The organism is Paenibacillus sp. EKM10P (assembly GCF_011800655.1).
Classification (GTDB): Bacteria; Bacillota; Bacilli; order Paenibacillales; family Paenibacillaceae; genus Paenibacillus; species Paenibacillus polymyxa.
In genome coordinates, this window is the sequence record NZ_JAALET010000010.1 from 82,587 (window position 1) to 99,688 (window position 17,102).

14 protein-coding genes and 1 pseudogene are annotated in these 17,102 nt (G+C 49.7%); 12 read left to right on the top strand and 3 right to left on the bottom strand.

From position 1 onward, the window contains the following. Positions 1 to 3 precede the first annotated feature (3 nt). Positions 4 to 590 (top strand): annotated as a pseudogene (locus tag HFE01_RS20075) (GNAT family N-acetyltransferase). On the opposite strand, the gene HFE01_RS20080 reads toward HFE01_RS20075, so the two are convergent. Together HFE01_RS20080 and HFE01_RS20085 are read right to left on the bottom strand one after the other, a co-directional pair. Beyond that, positions 520 to 2,172: a response regulator gene (locus tag HFE01_RS20080; RefSeq protein WP_167438624.1), complete on the bottom strand. Its 1,653-nt coding sequence runs from the start codon at positions 2,170 to 2,172 to the stop codon at positions 520 to 522. The pseudogene HFE01_RS20075 and the gene HFE01_RS20080 overlap by 71 nt on opposite strands. A 7-nt stretch (positions 2,173 to 2,179) precedes the next feature. Continuing rightward, entirely contained in the window at positions 2,180 to 3,994 is a 1,815-nt protein-coding gene (locus HFE01_RS20085; protein ID WP_117290102.1) for a sensor histidine kinase, read from the bottom strand. 207 nt (positions 3,995 to 4,201) lie between these two features. Here HFE01_RS20085 and HFE01_RS20090 point away from each other — a divergent pair, with 207 nt between their 5' ends. The 3 genes from HFE01_RS20090 to HFE01_RS20100 are packed head-to-tail and all read left to right on the top strand — an operon-like array spanning position 4,202 to position 7,263. Further along, a complete protein-coding gene (locus HFE01_RS20090) occupies positions 4,202 to 5,083 on the top strand; it encodes a carbohydrate ABC transporter permease (RefSeq protein ID WP_016819491.1) in 882 nt (293 codons plus the stop codon). Then, entirely contained in the window at positions 5,084 to 5,920 is an 837-nt protein-coding gene (locus HFE01_RS20095) for a carbohydrate ABC transporter permease (RefSeq protein WP_016819492.1), read from the top strand. A gap of 47 nt (positions 5,921 to 5,967) precedes the next feature. Next, complete coding sequence (locus HFE01_RS20100) at positions 5,968 to 7,263, top strand: ABC transporter substrate-binding protein (protein WP_044787067.1); 1,296 nt, start codon at positions 5,968 to 5,970, stop codon at positions 7,261 to 7,263. An 84-nt stretch (positions 7,264 to 7,347) separates the two neighbouring features. Here HFE01_RS20100 and HFE01_RS20105 read toward each other — a convergent pair whose 3' ends face one another. Beyond that, a complete protein-coding gene (locus tag HFE01_RS20105; RefSeq protein WP_167438623.1) occupies positions 7,348 to 7,887 on the bottom strand; it encodes a dihydrofolate reductase family protein in 540 nt (179 codons plus the stop codon). Between the two features lie 103 nt (positions 7,888 to 7,990). Between HFE01_RS20105 and HFE01_RS20110 the strand changes: the two genes are divergently transcribed. The 8 genes from HFE01_RS20110 (at position 7,991) to HFE01_RS20150 (ending at position 16,909) form a co-directional block, all read left to right on the top strand. Further along, on the top strand, positions 7,991 to 8,935 hold the full coding sequence (locus HFE01_RS20110; protein ID WP_025363901.1) for a helix-turn-helix transcriptional regulator: 945 nt from the start codon (positions 7,991 to 7,993) through the stop codon (positions 8,933 to 8,935). Positions 8,936 to 9,076: 141 nt separating this feature from the next. Then, positions 9,077 to 12,202, top strand: a complete 3,126-nt coding sequence (locus HFE01_RS20115) for a DEAD/DEAH box helicase (RefSeq protein WP_025363902.1) — start codon at positions 9,077 to 9,079, stop codon at positions 12,200 to 12,202. 20 nt (positions 12,203 to 12,222) lie between these two features. Further along, on the top strand, positions 12,223 to 12,948 hold the full coding sequence (locus tag HFE01_RS20120) for a hypothetical protein (protein WP_025363903.1): 726 nt from the start codon (positions 12,223 to 12,225) through the stop codon (positions 12,946 to 12,948). 151 nt (positions 12,949 to 13,099) lie between these two features. Then, a complete protein-coding gene (locus HFE01_RS20125) occupies positions 13,100 to 14,005 on the top strand; it encodes a M15 family metallopeptidase (RefSeq protein ID WP_016819500.1) in 906 nt (301 codons plus the stop codon). A gap of 451 nt (positions 14,006 to 14,456) precedes the next feature. After that, entirely contained in the window at positions 14,457 to 14,651 is a 195-nt protein-coding gene (locus HFE01_RS20135; protein WP_016819501.1) for a hypothetical protein, read from the top strand. Beyond that, complete coding sequence (locus tag HFE01_RS20140) at positions 14,651 to 14,989, top strand: hypothetical protein (RefSeq protein WP_013369194.1); 339 nt, start codon at positions 14,651 to 14,653, stop codon at positions 14,987 to 14,989. Before HFE01_RS20135 ends, HFE01_RS20140 begins: the two co-directional genes overlap by 1 nt. 1 nt (position 14,990) lies before the next feature. Then, on the top strand, positions 14,991 to 16,424 hold the full coding sequence (locus HFE01_RS20145) for a glutathionylspermidine synthase family protein (protein WP_107734793.1): 1,434 nt from the start codon (positions 14,991 to 14,993) through the stop codon (positions 16,422 to 16,424). 71 nt (positions 16,425 to 16,495) lie between these two features. Then, positions 16,496 to 16,909, top strand: a complete 414-nt coding sequence (locus HFE01_RS20150) for a DUF350 domain-containing protein (RefSeq protein WP_016819503.1) — start codon at positions 16,496 to 16,498, stop codon at positions 16,907 to 16,909. The last annotated feature ends 193 nt before the right edge of the window (positions 16,910 to 17,102 follow it).

Below are 17,102 nucleotides of genomic sequence, written 5' to 3' on the forward strand. Positions count from 1 at the left end.
ATAATGTCCCATGAAACGAATGGTGTGATTTCGATGAAGTCCACCCATCCAGGTCTACAGATTCGGCTTTTACAAGTAAAGGATGCAGAACGTTTATTAGAAATTAGACGCCAACATTTTGAGTTTTTCAAACCATTCGAGCCAGAACGACCTGAACATTACTTTACCCTGGAGAACAGGTGCGTCTGATTTCCAACGGCTTGGAAGCTGCACAAGCCGGACAGGGATATACGTTTGGACTTTTTTTACCGAAAAATGATAAGCTGATCGGCAGAATGGAGCTGTCTGGTGTCGCTAGAGGTCCCTTCCAAAATGCCAATCTGGGCTACTTCGTAGATCCTGCATATCATGGACAAGGCTATGCTACCTCCGCAGTGAAGGATATTGTCCGCTACGCCCTGAATGAGTTGGAATTACACCGTATTCAAGCTGGAGTCATGCCAAGAAATTCGCCTTCCCATCGAGTGATGGAAAAGGCGGGATTTCGCCGCGAGGGGCTGGCTCTCAACTATTTGAAGATTAATGGTGTGTGGGAAGATCATGTGTTATATGCGATAACGGCTGAGGATTTGCAGAATGACGCCTTCTGAATTCGCCAGGCGTAACTCCCTCAAGTTTTTTGAACACCTTGCCAAAGTATTTCTCATCCTGATATCCGACCATACCGGCAATATGGTGAAGGCGCAGCTTGTCATTCAGCAGTAACAGCTTTGCCTTGCTCATCCGGATCTGGCACAAATAATCGGACAGATTAACCCCGTACTCCTGCTTGAATTTACGAGAAATGTATTCCCGGCTGAGGTAAAAGCGGCTCGCTATATCCTGTAGGGAAATATCCTCGTCATAGTGAGCATCCAGATAGCGGGCAATATCACGGATCGTCGGGTTGTTTGGGCTATGGCTTGGCGTAAGTGCCTGACCGGCTGCCAGCAATCGATTTTCGATCTGTTTTTTCCATAAAGGTAGGGAAAGCACCCCACGGTTGTCGACTGGCAGGGCAGGTATGGAGTTGGACTCATCTGTCAGCTCCTCGCCTTCGGCATCTCCAGGTCTGTCATTCAGCCAGCGAGCCAGCATCCAATCCAGCTCTTGATTCCAGCCAGCGAGCTGCTCTGCTGTAACCGAAGGCAGCACGGCTACGGCTGCCACCCAGTCGCCTACCGCTGTAGATACGCGACTGGCATTACAGCTGAGCGCACTAAGCCGTAGTTCCTCTTCCATTTCAGACAACTGGGGAAGACGAACGGTCTGCCGGGCCGGAGAACTCTCATGTATCCAGTCGGTGGCCTGCAACATATCCCGTTTCCAGAGCGCTTGCCGTGCTTCTTGGTAGGCTGTGGCTGCCCCCATCGGAAAGGTTCCGAAAGAACCAACCCCGATGTGCATATAGCAGCGCAGCGCCGTTCTAATCCCTGTGTGAATCTCCTGCAAGAGCACTGGCCAACGAGCCGGCTCGGCCCAATACAGCAGAATAATTTCGTCCGTACGCTCCAGATGACGGAATGCAATTCCGGTTTGAGAAGTACCCAGAAATTCGTTGCAAATGTTAATGAGGGAAAAGCCTAGAAGCGCGCGGCGCGTTTTATATTTGTCCAGTATATCGGCATCCAGTTGAGTGGTACTCATCACTGCTGCATTACAGATCTGAATAGCTGTGGGAAGACGTAGCTCCTCACGTAAGGGAGTGATGGATAGCGCCGTACCGGAAATGAGTTCGGTCAGGAGTTTATCAGCATAGTGCGGCCTCATCCGGTTGACCTCCATAGCCTGCATGGTCTGCCTGTTCCGGTCTTGCTCCGCTGTCCGCCAAGCTTGAGTGGCTTTACTGAGCGCCTCATTGATCTCTACCGGATCTACGGGCTTAAGGATATAGTCCATGCCTCCCCGGCGAATGGCCTGCCGAACCAATTCAAAATCATCATAGCCGCTGACCACCACGACTCTGGTAGCTGGAGAATTGGCTTGAATCCACTCCATCAAGGCTACTCCATCTTTACCAGGCATTCGCATATCTGTGAGTACCACAGGCGGGGAAAGTGCGGTAATAACCTCAATCGCCTGGTCGCCCGATTCAGCCTCAATCACCTCGCTCACACCGTAAGCTTCCCAATGTACAAGCATCCGAATGGCGTGACGTACATGCCTTTCATCATCCACAATTAGGACCTTCATTGACAGATCACTCTCCCTTAAAATGAATTTCTGTATGGGGCTCGGTGCGAATTTCAAGTGTGAAACGAACGCCATGAGGCAGAATATTGTCTACACACAGGGTATTAGAACCATCATCCGAGTGAAGCTGGATACGTAATAGAACATTACGAAGACCAATAGAGTTCTGCTCGTCAGTGTCTGATTCTTCATGGGCTTTCAGCGGACGTTGCAGCATATACTGGAGCTGCTCCAATTCGTTCTCTGGAATTGATGCGCCGTTATTTTCCACTTCAATCCTCACAATGCCTTCCCGGATTCGGCAGGCTGTAATACGAATCTTACCGGGTCCCAGCCGGGGATCGGCACCGTGTTTAAAGTAGTTTTCCACCAACGGCTGGAGAATCATTTTAGGCACCCGATCATTCAGGACTTGATCATCCCATTGATAGGTGACTTCTAATTGCTCACCGAAGCGTTCCTTTTGCAAATCAAGATATTGTTTTACATGCTCAGCCTCTTCCTTGAGTGTAACAATCGTATGGTCCCGCATGTTATAGCGGAGCATTTTCGCAAGGGAAGAGAGTAGCGAATAGATTCGCGGCACCTCATGTTGTAGAGCCAGTGTTCCAATAGACTGTAGCGTATTATATAAAAAATGAGGATTAATCTGTGCCTGAAGCGCTTTCAATTGGTGTGTCTTGTTTGCCAGTTCCAGCTTGTATTCCCGCAAAATGAGGTTGTTGATGGTATCCATCATCTGTCTGAAACGACGCGACAGCACTCCAATCTCATCGTTGCTCATGGCCCGGATGTCTACATCCAGCTGACCAGACTGAATCTGGTTTATGTAGCGAGTCAGCCGCTTAATCGGTTCCGTAATTTTTATTGAAATCCATAACGTGGCGACAATAACGAGCAGCAATGCTGCGCCTGTAATGACCGCATTGATCTGGGTCAGTTGGGTAGCTCGCATATAAAGCGTCCGATGAGGGATTTTCTTGACGAGTGTCCAGCCTGACAGGTTGGCATCCAGTTTGCCATATACGTGCAGTGCTGTATCATCTTCAATTACACCGTGCTCGTCTTCTTTAGAAATTCGCTTGAGTAGGCCAGATTCCTTCCAGTGTGTTCCAATGGATGATTCTTTTCCACTATAGATGATCGTTCCGTTCCGATCAATTAAAAACAGCTCCTCTGTATCTGCATCATACAATTGACGGCAAATACTGCGCAGTGCCTCCAGATCAACGTCTATAGCCAGTACCCCAAGCATTTCTGAAGACGGAATGTTCCGAATCGCCCGGTGGAGTGTAAATACCTGCCGCTCTGTGCTGTGCTCCGCATAGGAAACCGCCGAAAAGCCGTACAAATGCTTTATATGCGAGGGTTGTATGAACAGTCCGGAAGGGCCGTAATGGATAGAACCGGTAAAGGGCTCCAGCCGGAACTCCCGTAAAGGAACCGTGCTGGTAATCAGCGTAGATTGCCCAGCCTCAAACGAATGCAAGTACACCTGGTCAATACCTGAGGAAGCATTCATCATCGTTTGCAGCGTGGTGTAAATCTCGGCAACGGCCCGGTAATCATCTGGAATTTTAGCCAGGTTGCGCAGAAAATGAGGGTCATTATAGACTCCGATCGATGCGCGATTTAATCCCTGTAAATAGTTATCCAGATTCGTAATTCCCTGAAAAATAAGCCGCTCATTTTCTTGGGTGGCCTGCTCCCGTAAGGATTGCTTGGTGAGGATGAAGGTCATGGTCATTGAAAGCAGCAACGGAATGGTGACCGCAATGAGTAGAAACCAGATTAGGCGAGAACGAATGCTATGAAATTTCATGCAGGTAGCTCCTTTCACAATTCAAGGCAGGCCTGAGGTCAATATTTTCCCCCTTAATGGTTCACGATCTTGCGTGTTCTCCAGAGCGCTAATTCGACATAATGAACATGTGAATCGCATATCCATACGGATTCAACGTCCACACTGCTTGCAAGGATGCCGTAGAGGAGCGTTCCAGACACCAAAGAGAACAAAGGGGGGATCGGTTTGAATCGCGCCAAGTCGTCGCAATGGCTCCAGCAATGGATTTTTGTAGGGCCATCGACGTTATTTTTCGTTATCATTATTGTAATCCCTTTCATGCTAGGAATGTACTATTCTTTTACAGAGTGGAATGGGGTAGCCAATCAGGCAAAGTGGGTCGGGCTGGATAATTTCAGTCACATTTTATTAAATGACGACAAATTCGGGACAGCGTTCTGGTTTACCGTCCGTTTTACGGTGATTGGAGTGGTGGCAGCCAATATCTTTGGTTTTCTGCTGGCGTATTTTCTAACCAAGCCGCTAAAAACAAAAAATGTGCTTCGAACTATTTTTTTCATGCCTAATGTGATCGGAGGTCTGTTGCTCGGTTTTATCTGGCAGTTTATTTTCGTCAAGGGATTTGCAGCGATCGGCGAGAGTACAGGGTTATCCTTCTTCAACCTGTCCTGGCTGGGAGATGAGATTACGGCCTTCTGGGGCATTGTGATCGTGTTTATCTGGCAAACAGCCGGTTATTTAATGGTGATTTATATCTCTTCCCTGACCAACGTGCCCCGGGATATGCTGGAGGCAGCCGAGATTGACGGAGCGAGCCGGATGCAAATCTTGCGGTCGATTATACTGCCTTTGATCATGCCCGCCATTACGGTATGTCTCTTCCTGGCGATATCATGGTCGTTTAAAATGTTCGATCTCAACCTGTCATTGACGAAGGGTGGTCCTTTTGGTTCAACAGAGTCAGTGGCGCTCAATATATACAATGAAGCGTTTGTCAATAATCGTTATGGGTTGGGAACGGCTAAAGCACTTATTTTCTTTATCATTGTTGCTCTCGTTACGAGCCTTCAGGTACGCCTGACGAAAAGCCGGGAGGTGGAATCGTAGATGGAAACAAACAATCGCTACCGCGTTGGAACCTGGGCGACTGAGTTGGTGATGATCCTCGTCGCATTGGTATTCCTCGTCCCGTTTTACTTTTTGTTCGTGAATTCGGTCAAAAGCTTTGGTGACCTGCTCACGGATTCTGCGGCCTGGCCACAAACATTTGTATGGAGCAACTATGCTAGAGCTTGGAGCATTACGCGTTTTCCTGAAGCGTTATGGAACTCATTCGTGGTTACGGTGGTCAGCAATCTGCTGCTCGTACTGATCAGCTCAATGGCTGCTTATCGAATGGTTAGGCATCCAACACGTTACAATCGGGTGCTGTTCAGCCTGTTCGTGGCCGCGATGGTCATTCCTTTTCAATCGGTGATGATCCCTTTGGTCAAGGTTGTAAGTACGCTGGATTTAATGAACAGTATTAGTGGTCTGGTAATCTGTTATCTGGGATTTGGGGCTCCTATGTCCATCTTTCTCTTTCACGGATTCGTCAAAGGTGTGCCAGTCGAGGTGGAAGAAGCAGCTACAGTAGACGGTTGCACGCCTTACGGGGTGTTTTTCCGGATTGTATATCCGTTGATGCTGCCCATGATGGTAACAGTTATTATTTTGAATACACTCTGGATTTGGAACGACTATCTACTGCCTTCTCTCGTGCTGCAAAAGGCTGAATTGCGCACCATTCCGATTGCAACCTATGCCTTTTTCGGACAATATACGAAGCAGTGGGATTTGGCATTACCTGCTCTGGTGCTGGGTATCTTGCCGGTCATCGCGTTCTTTCTGGCCATGCAAAAATATATTATACAAGGGATTATGGCAGGTTCGGTTAAAGGTTGAGTGTTGATTATGGTGCTATGAAACCTAGAATAGAAAGGAACATAAATATGAAAACGCATACTTTTAAAAAGAAAGCCCAAGCACTGATTTTGCTTTTTGCAGCTTTTGCTCTGGTTTTGGCGGGATGTAACAGCAGCGGGGGGCAAAATGCAAGCAATGAGGAAGTTAAGGAGAAAACCATTCACATTTTTCAGTTTAAAGTAGAGATTGCAGAAGCACTAAATCGCATGAAGGGGGAGTATGAAGCGACTCACCCGGGGATTAAGCTCGACATTCAGACCGTAGGTGGGGGTAGTGACTATGGGGCGGCGTTGAAGGCCAAGTTTGCTTCTGGTGAACAGCCGGATATTTTTAATGTCGGCGGATATCGTGAGCTGGATACGTGGATGGAATATTTGGAGGACCTATCCGACCAACCTTGGGTTGGTGATGTGGTCGATGTCGCCAAAGAACCGATGACCAAGGATGGCAAGCTGTACGGTCAGCCAATGAATCTGGAAGGATACGGCTTTATTTATAACAAGGATTTGTTCAAAAAGGCTGGAATCACCGCGCCTCCTAAAACGCTGTCCGAGCTGGAGGCTGCTGCGCAAAAGCTGCAAGCCGCAGGGATTACACCTTTCTCCAACGGATACCAGGAGTTTTGGGTGCTGGGCAATCATTTGCTGAACGTGGCATTTGCTAATCAGCCAGACCCGTCGGGCTTCGTCAAGGGACTGAATGATGGCACAGCCAAAATTCCGGGCAATGCTGTATTCGCCGAGTGGATCAAGCTGCTCGATCTGACGCTCAAGTATGGCAATTCGAAGCCGCTCACGACTGATTACAATACGCAGGTAACGAACTTTGCCACTGGCAAGGCTGCCATGATGCAGCAAGGGAACTGGACTCAGGTCCAAATTGACGGAATTAATCCGAAACTGAATCTGGGTATTCTGCCTATGCCGATTGGTGAAGATGCAACAGCCGGAGATAAGCTGTTTGTAGGTGTCGCCAATAACTGGGTGGTTAATAAAAATTCGTCTGTCAAAGCTGAGGCCAAAGAGTTCTTAAATTGGATGGTGACATCCGAGCAAGGGAAAAAGTATATCACCAAGGAATTTAAGTTCATTCCAGCGTTCAAGAGCATCAAAGGAGAAGAGGCCGATATGGGCCAACTGGGTGCCGAAGTGGTGAAATACAGTCAGGAAAATAAACTGCTGGGCTGGTTCTTTAGCCGTTATCCTGAAGGAGCGCAGCAAGAATTCGGAAGTCAGATGCAAGCTTATGTGGCAGGTAAATCGGATGCTGGGAAGCTGTTCGAGGATTTCCAGAGAACATGGGATAATTTGAAGACCAAATAATTAAATAAAATACGCAGAAGAGCCTTCGTATGTCAGGGAGATTGCATGATCCTGAACATCCGAAGGCTTTTTTTGTTAACATAATTATACATTATAATAAAGCAGTACAATATCCCCGCGGCGTTCTATTTCTTGGAGTTCAAATGTACTTGGCAGTGTTCCTTCTGGAAATAACGGTATTCCTTGTCCAAGCACTTTAGGAATGATCGCAATGATCGCCTTTTCCAGCAGTCCAGCCTGCATGAAGGCCTGAACTAACTGACCTCCACCTACTAGCCATACCAAACCTTCCGATTGTTTTTGCAGACGCGGAACTAGCTCAGACAGAGCCTCGTCCGTAAATGTAACATGCGGTGCTTGCTCATGCTTCGCTAATGACCGGATGAGTATATAACAAGGCTTGCCAGCATAGGGGAAATCATCGGAAAGCTTCAATACCTCTTCATACGTCAGCCTGCCCATCAGTACCGTACCTACAGTGTCGTAAAAGTCGGCATATCCATTGTCGCCACCATCCCCTTTGACATCAAACAGCCAGTCTACCGAGCCATCCGGCAGTGCAATATACCCGTCAAGACTCACGGCAATATACAATACGACTTTGTTGGATTTTATAGCATCCATGGTTCATCACTCCTTTCTATCACCTATGTTACAATCTATTTATGACATACTTTGTCGTAGTAAAATAATCGTTTAAACTTTATTTTTATTAGAGGAGTACCTTATGAACGAACGCAGAATCGCACTTATGAGGATACTGGATTCCCGAAAAAAATATACGGCACGTGAGCTGGCCGAGCGGTTTGGTGTCTCCGTCAGGACGATTCAAAGAGATCTCGACTATTTGCAGCAGACCGGGTTACCCCTGTATACCGAAACCGGACCTCATGGCGGCTATCGGGCACTTCCCAATCGACTTCTTCCTCCCCTTCATCTTGCTCGCGATGAGGCTTTTGGTCTTTTTCTCATGCTGCAGCTGCTAGAAAATATCCCGGACATCCCCTTCGGGTCGGTGCGGGAGCATTTATCCGAGCACTATTATGCCGAGCTTCCTCAGGATGTGCGGGATAGCATTGATCAATTCAAGGACTATATCGCTTTTCGGATGATGCCGACTCACGCAGAGTCACCCTACACCTCGCTCATTTTGGAGGCTGCGTTGAATAAACGCCGGGTGAACATGCTTTACCGCTCCGCTTCTGGGGACAAGTGGACGAAAGTATATCCGGTGGGGCTCTATTTTGATCACGGATATTGGTACATGCCTGCGCAAAGCAGAGATCGGATCATTTTGTACCGCTCAGACAGAGTGATGACAATGACCATACTGGAAGACACCTTATCCGGCCTTCCCACCCTTAAGGAATGGTTGACTGCGGAGGATTGGCGTACGGGAATTCCGTCAAAAATAGAATTTACACCATTAGGTGCTCGGCTGGCGGAATCAGACCCCCTCTTCCAAAATGTTTCTCATGAGAAATCGCGGGGTCAGGAATGGTACGGACATATCCCGGTCGAAGAGTTTAAATATGTATCCAGACTTCTGTTAAAATACGGGCCGGAGGCCGAGGTTATATATCCGAAAGAGCTGCGTATGCAAGTCAAACGGCTGCTGCAAGACAGCCTGAATCCTTATCTGAAGGATGATGAGGCCGATCAGGAAGGATAAGTCTCTTAATTGTTAATTACATGAATATTTAAGGTTATTAACGTATGACTTTCCAATTATTTTTGTGATAAAGTTTTGAAAAGAGCCCGTTTTCGTATATGATGAAGAGTAATAATTCAGAAGGCTGGACGGGAGACAGATATGAATCAACCGCTTTATGGAATATGGCTCGGAGATGTGTTTTTTTGCTTTTCTGGTGAGACGTCGGAACCACGTATTGATGCGTGGAGCAGTGTGATCCGCAGGCTGACGCTGAAGGGAGACCTTCGGCCGTTTCGGCAGGCTGCGTTGCGTCTTGCCGAGGTGCGGATACCTAACAATGCTCGCGTGGAAACCGCGGGCAGAGGTGGCAAAAGACGTTCCATGCTGGGGCGTACGCTGGAGGGTCTGGCACTGGAACCTCGCGAGACGATGGCTCTGCTGACTCGCATGGACGAGAAGGGCTGTGCGGCTTCGGGCATTACGCTTGGCGAGGAAATGCAATATTGGCAAAAGGCTGCTTATTTTGCGCTAGAGCTGATGCAGCGGGGCGAAATCGTGCCATCACTTACAGAGGCGCGTCCCTCTGGACCGCGACGACGCGGTCCGGATGCGGCGGTAGGGGTGTGGATTCCTCGGCTTCGCGAAGAGGAAGACATCCGCCGCTTTCATGAGCTGGCAGCTGCGATGCCGGCTGTTTGTATGGCAGCTCCGGCCGTTTTTGCGGGCAAGGAGCCAGAAACACGTGAGGATGCAGCCGGAATGGTGCTGTATTCCTTCTTGTGTGCGGTCGTTCATGCAGAAACGACCGCGGTGCTGGCTGCATCAGATCGTGAGCTGGGACGATATCGGGCAGATTATCGGCGCGGAGGATCACCGCTGGCGGAGCTGTGGTGGAACAGTCTGTTGACGGGTTCGCGTCAGGTTGCGATTCAGGGAACGCCTGCTGAGATGGAGGAGTTGGTTCTTCAGGCGTCCTCTCTTGAGGGAAGCACAATGCCTGTCACCGAACGGGAAGCCAAGGAACCCATTGAAGGGCAATTGCGTCTGTGCCTTCGTTTGGAGCCTTCTTTGGAAGAGAGTATCCAGGAATGGCGCATTACCTTTTGGGCAGAAAGCGATGCAGAGCCCGGATTACGACTGCCTGCTCTGGCATTGTGGGCATATCCTGAACGTGATCTGGTTCGCGGTGAAATTGTGTACCGTCAAGTGCAGGCGCAACTGCTGACGAGGCTCGGACAGGCGGCTGAAGCGGCACCTATATTGCAGGAAGCATTAAACCGCCCTTATCCCGAGGGGTTGACCCTGGAGCCGGAGATGTTCTTCCGCTTCCTGACGGAAGCCGTACCTTCTTTACAAAAGAACGGTATTACTGTGCAAATGCCTTCACGCTGGAGCCGGGAGGGGCGAAGACGTGCAGGCTTGCGGCTTAAAATGCGCTCGACAGAGCAGGGGACCAAGCCAGATGGTGTGATCGCCGATACATCGTCTGTTGGCATTAACCGCATGATTTCGTTTGATGCCGAGGCTGTGCTGGGGGATACGGCCTTGACGATGGAGGAACTGGAAAGCATCGTCGCGGCCAATTTGCCATACGTACGTCTCGGAGGGGAATGGATCGAGGTAGACCCCAAGGAAATTCGTCAGGTGCTGCGCTTTATCAAGCGTGGAGAAAACGGTGAAATGAGCTTGTCCGAATGGATGCATTTGGCTGCGGAAAATGAAAGTGCAGGCGAGGCCTCATGGAAGGGCTTGTCTATCTTTGGCGCAGAATCCGCCGGATTGCTTGCGTCGTTGGCTGAGGGAGGGATACTCCGTTCCGTAGAGCCGCGTCCTGTGCCGGAGACGCTGCATGGTGCACTACGGCCGTATCAAGAGCGGGGTTTTCAATGGTTGGCTGCGATGCGCGGATTGGGCTTTGGTGTGTGCCTGGCGGACGACATGGGGCTGGGTAAAACGATTCAGGTTATTACCTGTCTGCTCGATGGTGGCATCGGAGCAGAGGATCAGCGTCCGGCGTTAATCATCTGTCCGACGTCCTTACTTGGCAACTGGCAGCGGGAATTGAAGCGCTTTTCACCGGATTTGTCGCTTTATATTCACCATGGCAACCAGCGACTCCACGGGGAGCAGTTTCAGGAAAATGTACGCGAGTATGATATCGTCCTCACTACCTATCATTTGGCGGGCCGGGACGGCAGCGATTTATCTGCGGTCTACTGGTCTTCCATCGTGTTGGATGAGGCGCAATATATAAAAAATGCACGCACTAAGCAGGCACAAAGCGTCATGAAGTTGTCCGCACCACATCGGATTGCCATGACAGGTACTCCGGTAGAGAATCGCTTGAGCGAACTGTGGTCTATTTTCCAATTCCTGAATCCAGGGTATCTTGGTACAGCGTCTTCATTCCGCCAGCGGTACAGTCTGGCAGGAGAGGAACGGGGGTCCGCGTTGCGTGAGCTTCATCGTCTCGTCTCCCCGTTCATGCTGCGTCGGCTCAAAAGCGATCCGGATATCCGTAAGGATTTGCCAGAGAAGCTGGAGTTGAAGTCCTATTGCGTACTGACACCAGAGCAGGCCGGATTATACCGCGGTGTGGTGGATCAATTGTTGGGAACACTGGATGGACAGGTCGGTATGGCCCGCAAAGGGCTTGTCCTGTCGTCGCTGACCAAGTTGAAGCAAATCTGTGATCATCCGGGTTTAATTATTCCAGGCCGCGCTGACAGCAGTAAAGCCGAAAACTCGGGCAAAATGGAGCGACTGCTGGAATTGGTAGAAACCATTCGCGAGAACGATGAATCGGCGCTGATTTTCACCCAATATGTGTCGATGGGAGAACTACTGGTTTCCCGTTTGGCCAAAATTTTGGGAGAAGAGCCATATTTCCTGCATGGGGGACTGGCGAAAACCAGACGGGACGAAATGGTTCACAACTTTCAGCAGGGAAAAGGACCGAATATATTCGTACTTTCCTTGCGTGCAGGTGGCGTGGGTCTGAACCTGACGCGTGCCAGCCATGTCATTCACTATGATCGCTGGTGGAATCCTGCGGTGGAAAATCAGGCGACAGACCGGGTATTCCGTATTGGTCAAAGTCGCAATGTACAAGTGCACAAGTTGATTTGTCAGGGGACACTGGAGGAAAGAATCGATGAGCTGATCGAGAGCAAAAAGGCACTGTCCGAACAGGTTGTCGGCTCGGGTGAACATTGGCTCACCGAAATGTCTGATGATGAACTGCGTGGTCTGATTGCGTTGCAAAATGATGTATGGATCGAGTGAGCAGAGAAAGGATGAAGGCGATGACGAGACCGCGAGTGAAGCTGGACGTAACTGACGGTCGATGGATCGTGGGATTTGACGGAAATGGGCCGGAAGGTGAATCGACGGGTGTACCTTCCGCACAACCCGTCCAATGGACTGGCCCAGTGCCTGTACTGAACCTGGAAGAGCGAGGGGCATGGCTGGAGCAGCTAAAAGCGGAGCCTTTGGACATCTACCGTCTCCTGAAAGGAGAAGCCTGCCTGTCGATGGATGAAATTATTCAACTCGCAGCTGAGACCGCCGTTTCCAGCAGAGAGAATGGAGTGGGGGCAGTCGAAGACGTGAAGGAAGCTCTTCAGGATGGACTGAAAAACGAGCCCCAACACTGTCCGGCGTTGATCGGAATGACGCCGGAAGAGCTGCTGGAGTACGTGTTTAGTGCTTGGGCTGGAGAGTTATCCCATGTGCAGAGAACCTCCCCCGCGCTTGAGCCTACCTCACGCGCGGAGGGCGGACGCAGCGGATCGGCAGCAATTAGCGAATGGATTGCAGAATCCGCAGCTGAAGGAGCATTGCATCGTCCCGGAGCAGGCTTTCATGCCATTGAAATCCATCTGCCACAGAAACTTGCTTTCAAGAAGGAAACTGATATTACGTCTTTGCTGCCGAGGTTACCCCGTGCTGAAGAAGCATTGAAACTCATACGTGAACGGGTAGCCGAGCGAGCTCGGGCTGCAATCCCGCAAAAACGTCATAATCCGTAACAATTCGGGGATATGCTTCCTTTTTCGAGACTGTTCACCTTCATTGGATAGGATAACAGCTTCGAAGTGTGTCCAAAGTTCAGTTACAATGGGGAAACGGAAAAGTCACTGCAAGTCATGTATCAATTGCAATATTGGAGGAGATACCAGCATGAAACGACATATACAACAGACGCGCACATCTCAGCGATGGACTAAAGCGCTTATTCCGGGACTGATCCTGCCGGGTCTATTGCTAGCAGCGTGCCAGCAAGGAGGATCAGGTGGACAGGAAAGTGAGCCATTAAAATCGTCTACAGCGGTACAGGAGAATGTACAGCCTTCCACCCAGCCGGATGCGGGGAATGGCAGCGCTAGCGCTGGACAAGCCACCGCGGGTACTGGAAGCGGACAAGCTGACCCTGTAATGGCGTTGCGGAGCCAGAGTGCGCTGCAAGCTACGGTTAAGGAAGAGGATGGAACAGCGGTTGTTACCAATGCGACTTCAGATACAGTCGTTGTGAACAAAAAGCGCAGCTTGCCTGTGGGCTATGTCCCGGATGATCTGGTGGAGCCGCAGGTGCCTTTTTCCTTCGAGGGACCGCATGAGAAGCGGCATTTGCGTAAGGAAGCGGCAGAGGCACTGGAGAAGCTGTTCGACGGTGCGAAAAAGGACGGCATTGAGCTGCGTGCGGTATCGGGATACCGTTCCTATAAGCGTCAGGTGTCTATTTTCAACAACAATGTAAAGACAAAGGGGCAGGAATATGCCTCTAAAGTCAGCGCCGTACCAGGTACGAGTGAGCATCAGACGGGATTGTCCATTGACGTATCCAGCCCCAGCGTAGGCAATGAGCTGGAGCAATCCTTCGGTGCTTCTAAGGAAGGTGAATGGCTGGAACAACATGCACCGGAATACGGATTTATTATTCGTTATATGAAGGGTAAAGAAGATGTGACCGGCTATGTGTACGAGCCTTGGCATATCCGTTATGTGGGAGTAGACATTGCAGAGGATGTAGCCAAGCAAGGGCTGACACTTGAGGAGTATTTCGACGAAAGCAATATCAAACTATAACCGCTACAACCAAGCCGTAATCCTGGGGATTGCGGCTTTTTGTCGTATTTTTCTTCCAAATTGAACCTTTTCAAGGTAGAATCTCGTATAGTGAACGACGACAGATGCTTGGATTTATAGTAAACCTCATGACAGAAGCGTACAGGAAGGGAAGGGAATCATCATTTATTATTCATTAACGTATCGCGAATGGTCAGAAGACACTCAAAAGGAACTGCGCAGCCTAACACGGGAGTCCGTATCGGGAGATGAGCTGTTCCTGCGCAAGCTTGTAGACGCTACGCGTCTCCATGACAAGCTGTGGGCGCATATCTCGAATGAAAGTGAGGAGCATACGGATCATTCCGTCTATGTAACCGAATTTACGGGGGAACGTGCGAAGCCTTACGGCGCGTCGATCACAGACCTCGTCCTGGCTAGTGAGGGAGGCTACAGCTCCACATTCAGCGCCTTGTACTGGGTATGGCATGAGCCTGCGTTCCGCAGTATGGATCAGCGGGAAGGCTCGGTATTTACCTTGGAGCTGGCCCAACGGCTACTGGATCACTATACGGTGCTAGGTGGCAAAACATACGAATTTATATATTCAGTATTGGACCCTCAGCTGAAAAAGGTGCATTTGTTTGTGAAGGAGGTCGATCTGTGATGGAGCATTCTTGGGAAACCATGAAATCCAAGCCCGGCTCTCGTGCACGGATGGCGGCTTTTGCCCTGATGTTGGCTGTCCCAGCCGCTCTGACGGGTTGCGGTGACGACGAATATTATGACTGCGACGAGCTTCCTGTATCGGAGCAAACGGCCTGCCGGGATTCAGGCAGCAGCGGGTATTATTATGGCGGATCGACCTATTATAGCGGAGGCTCCTCATATCATAGCAGCCGTTCATCTTCCAGTTCTTATCGCAAGAGCTCGTCTTCATCTTCCAGCTCACACAGTGGTTTTGGCAGCAGCGGCTCACGCAGCGGCTTTTTTTCTGGGGGTTAAGATGAGCATGCGTACGATTCGGCAATTACCTTATGAACATGACGAGCTTTTTCAGGGTGAAATCAGCCGTATGATTCCGTACCATCGCATGTACGGCAAGTCCTATTGCGTGCCGGCCTTAACGGTGTATCGGGAAAGCGAGCTGGCAGAGCTTCAGGCTGCTTCTGAGGCGGTACATCGTATTTATCGCAAGGTTCAGCAATTCATCCAGCGCTATATGCCGGATGAATACCTGGTGGAGCGGTTGGGAATTCATCCAGGCTTGCTGCGTGCTGCACGTATGGAGGTCGCGCCGGATGGGATCACCCGACAGGACTGGATTGTGGGGGAAGCGGGGATCAAGTGCATTGAGAATAACACCGATACCCCAACCGGGATTCCCGAGGTGGCTTATCTCGAAGGAAAGCTGCTGGAGGTGCTGCATAGTGAGGGAATGTCAAGGGATGATATTGCTCTACATGGACCCTCATCTGGAATGGATGAGGCGATTCAGTCTGCCTTGACGGAGCTCATTCATTTTTATAGCCGTAAGGGTTTGGGGGCAAAGGTACACTTCACTTGCTATGATTGGCATGTTGAGGATCAGACGAATACCAAATATATTATGCGTTTATGTGAACAAGCCGGGTTTGAAGTGGTTTATGCACCATTGGAAGAGCTGGAAATTATCCCGAACGAAGGATTGTATCACCGGGGAGAGCAGATTCACATCCTCTATCGCCTGTATCCGCTGGAATACCTGATTGATGATCGGGAAGAGGACACGGGGCTTGAGGTGGGGCAGGCGTTAATGGATATGGTGGCAGACGGGAAAATAGGACTAATTAATCCGCCGCAGCATATCATTACCCAGAGCAAAGGGTTCACCGCAACCGTATGGTCACTGTACGAGCGCAATGAGCAGACACCAGCGTTCTGCGGTTTTCGTTTATTTGACGACCGGGAGCTGGAGGTCATACGAACCTACCTGCTACCTACATACTTTGAGCCATCCGTGTTTCTACAAAATCAAGAGCCTTATGTCGCCAAAGGTATATGGGGACGAGAGGGTAAAGGGACGCATTTGATTGAGCAGCCTGAACCCGAGGAGAGACTGGAAGGCGTCTTGGGAGTGGTTGAAAATGTGAAGGCTGACCAGCCTGATCTGCTTCATCAAGTTGATGCTCCACTAACGCCTGAACAGGAGGAAGCCGCACATATTGCCGCTTATTACGAGGGACAGCCTAAGATTTATCAGCAGCTGTGGCCCATGCAGAGCGCAGAGGTGCAGACGGAGGAAGGGCTATTTCACGGCTACGTGCTGACAGGCATATTCGTGATCGGGGGGCGTTTTGCGGGGGTCCTGCCGCGAATCGGTGAAAAGGTAACAGGGGATATGGCCTATTATTGCGCTGCCGCCGTTGCCAACGAACCTTCTAATCCACCCGCTGTATAAGCTGAATTGCACAATGTACACTATTCGAACAGATCTGTTCCTATTCATAAGTATCATAAGGAGGAAAAAAATTGGACTCTCATATTAGTTTGGGCAACGCATTGGGTAATGTAGGTATCGGCCTGCTTATCTTGTTTGCCATCTTAATCGTAGGTTATTTTGTGTTCAGCTTACTGACACGTTATAACGATAATCAGGAAATCGCACGCGGCAATGAAGCGGCAGGTATCTACATGGGGGCAAAGCTGCTAGGCCTGTGTATTATCGTGGGAATGGTGTCGTATAGCAGCCATTCATGGCTCGATATGCTGACCTGGTCGGCCGTAGGCATTGTAGTGCTGTGCCTGGTCTATGTGATTTTTGATCTGGTAACGCCGCGTACCAAGGTGTGCGAGGAAATTGCTAAAGGCAATGTGGCTCTGGCACAACTGCTACGCTCAATCATCATTGGGGTATCTTTTGTCGTAGGTACATTTTTGATGTAGTCGAAATGATGTAGTTAATATAGAGAAGAGGTACAAAGAATCTGCAAAACCGAACAACGGAGCTGCAGATTCTTTTTTTTACGGGGAATTGTATTCACTTGGTGGGGACTATTCTACAAAGGTAAGGGTGATACTGCATAGCAAAAAGAAATGTGCTCCAGATATCAAACCAAATTGCAAAGAAGGGAATTCT

Coding starts and splice junctions, on each gene's coding strand:
- HFE01_RS20115 (WP_025363902.1), top strand. CDS start 9,077: ATGAATCAACCGCTTTATGGAATATGGCTCGGAGATGTGTTTTTTTGC.
- HFE01_RS20105 (WP_167438623.1), bottom strand. CDS start 7,887: ATGGATGCTATAAAATCCAACAAAGTCGTATTGTATATTGCCGTGAGT.
- HFE01_RS20145 (WP_107734793.1), top strand. CDS start 14,991: ATGAGCATGCGTACGATTCGGCAATTACCTTATGAACATGACGAGCTT.
- HFE01_RS20120 (WP_025363903.1), top strand. CDS start 12,223: ATGACGAGACCGCGAGTGAAGCTGGACGTAACTGACGGTCGATGGATC.
- HFE01_RS20110 (WP_025363901.1), top strand. CDS start 7,991: ATGAACGAACGCAGAATCGCACTTATGAGGATACTGGATTCCCGAAAA.
- HFE01_RS20080 (WP_167438624.1), bottom strand. CDS start 2,172: ATGAAGGTCCTAATTGTGGATGATGAAAGGCATGTACGTCACGCCATT.
- HFE01_RS20140 (WP_013369194.1), top strand. CDS start 14,651: ATGGAGCATTCTTGGGAAACCATGAAATCCAAGCCCGGCTCTCGTGCA.
- HFE01_RS20095 (WP_016819492.1), top strand. CDS start 5,084: ATGGAAACAAACAATCGCTACCGCGTTGGAACCTGGGCGACTGAGTTG.
- HFE01_RS20085 (WP_117290102.1), bottom strand. CDS start 3,994: ATGAAATTTCATAGCATTCGTTCTCGCCTAATCTGGTTTCTACTCATT.
- HFE01_RS20100 (WP_044787067.1), top strand. CDS start 5,968: ATGAAAACGCATACTTTTAAAAAGAAAGCCCAAGCACTGATTTTGCTT.
- HFE01_RS20125 (WP_016819500.1), top strand. CDS start 13,100: ATGAAACGACATATACAACAGACGCGCACATCTCAGCGATGGACTAAA.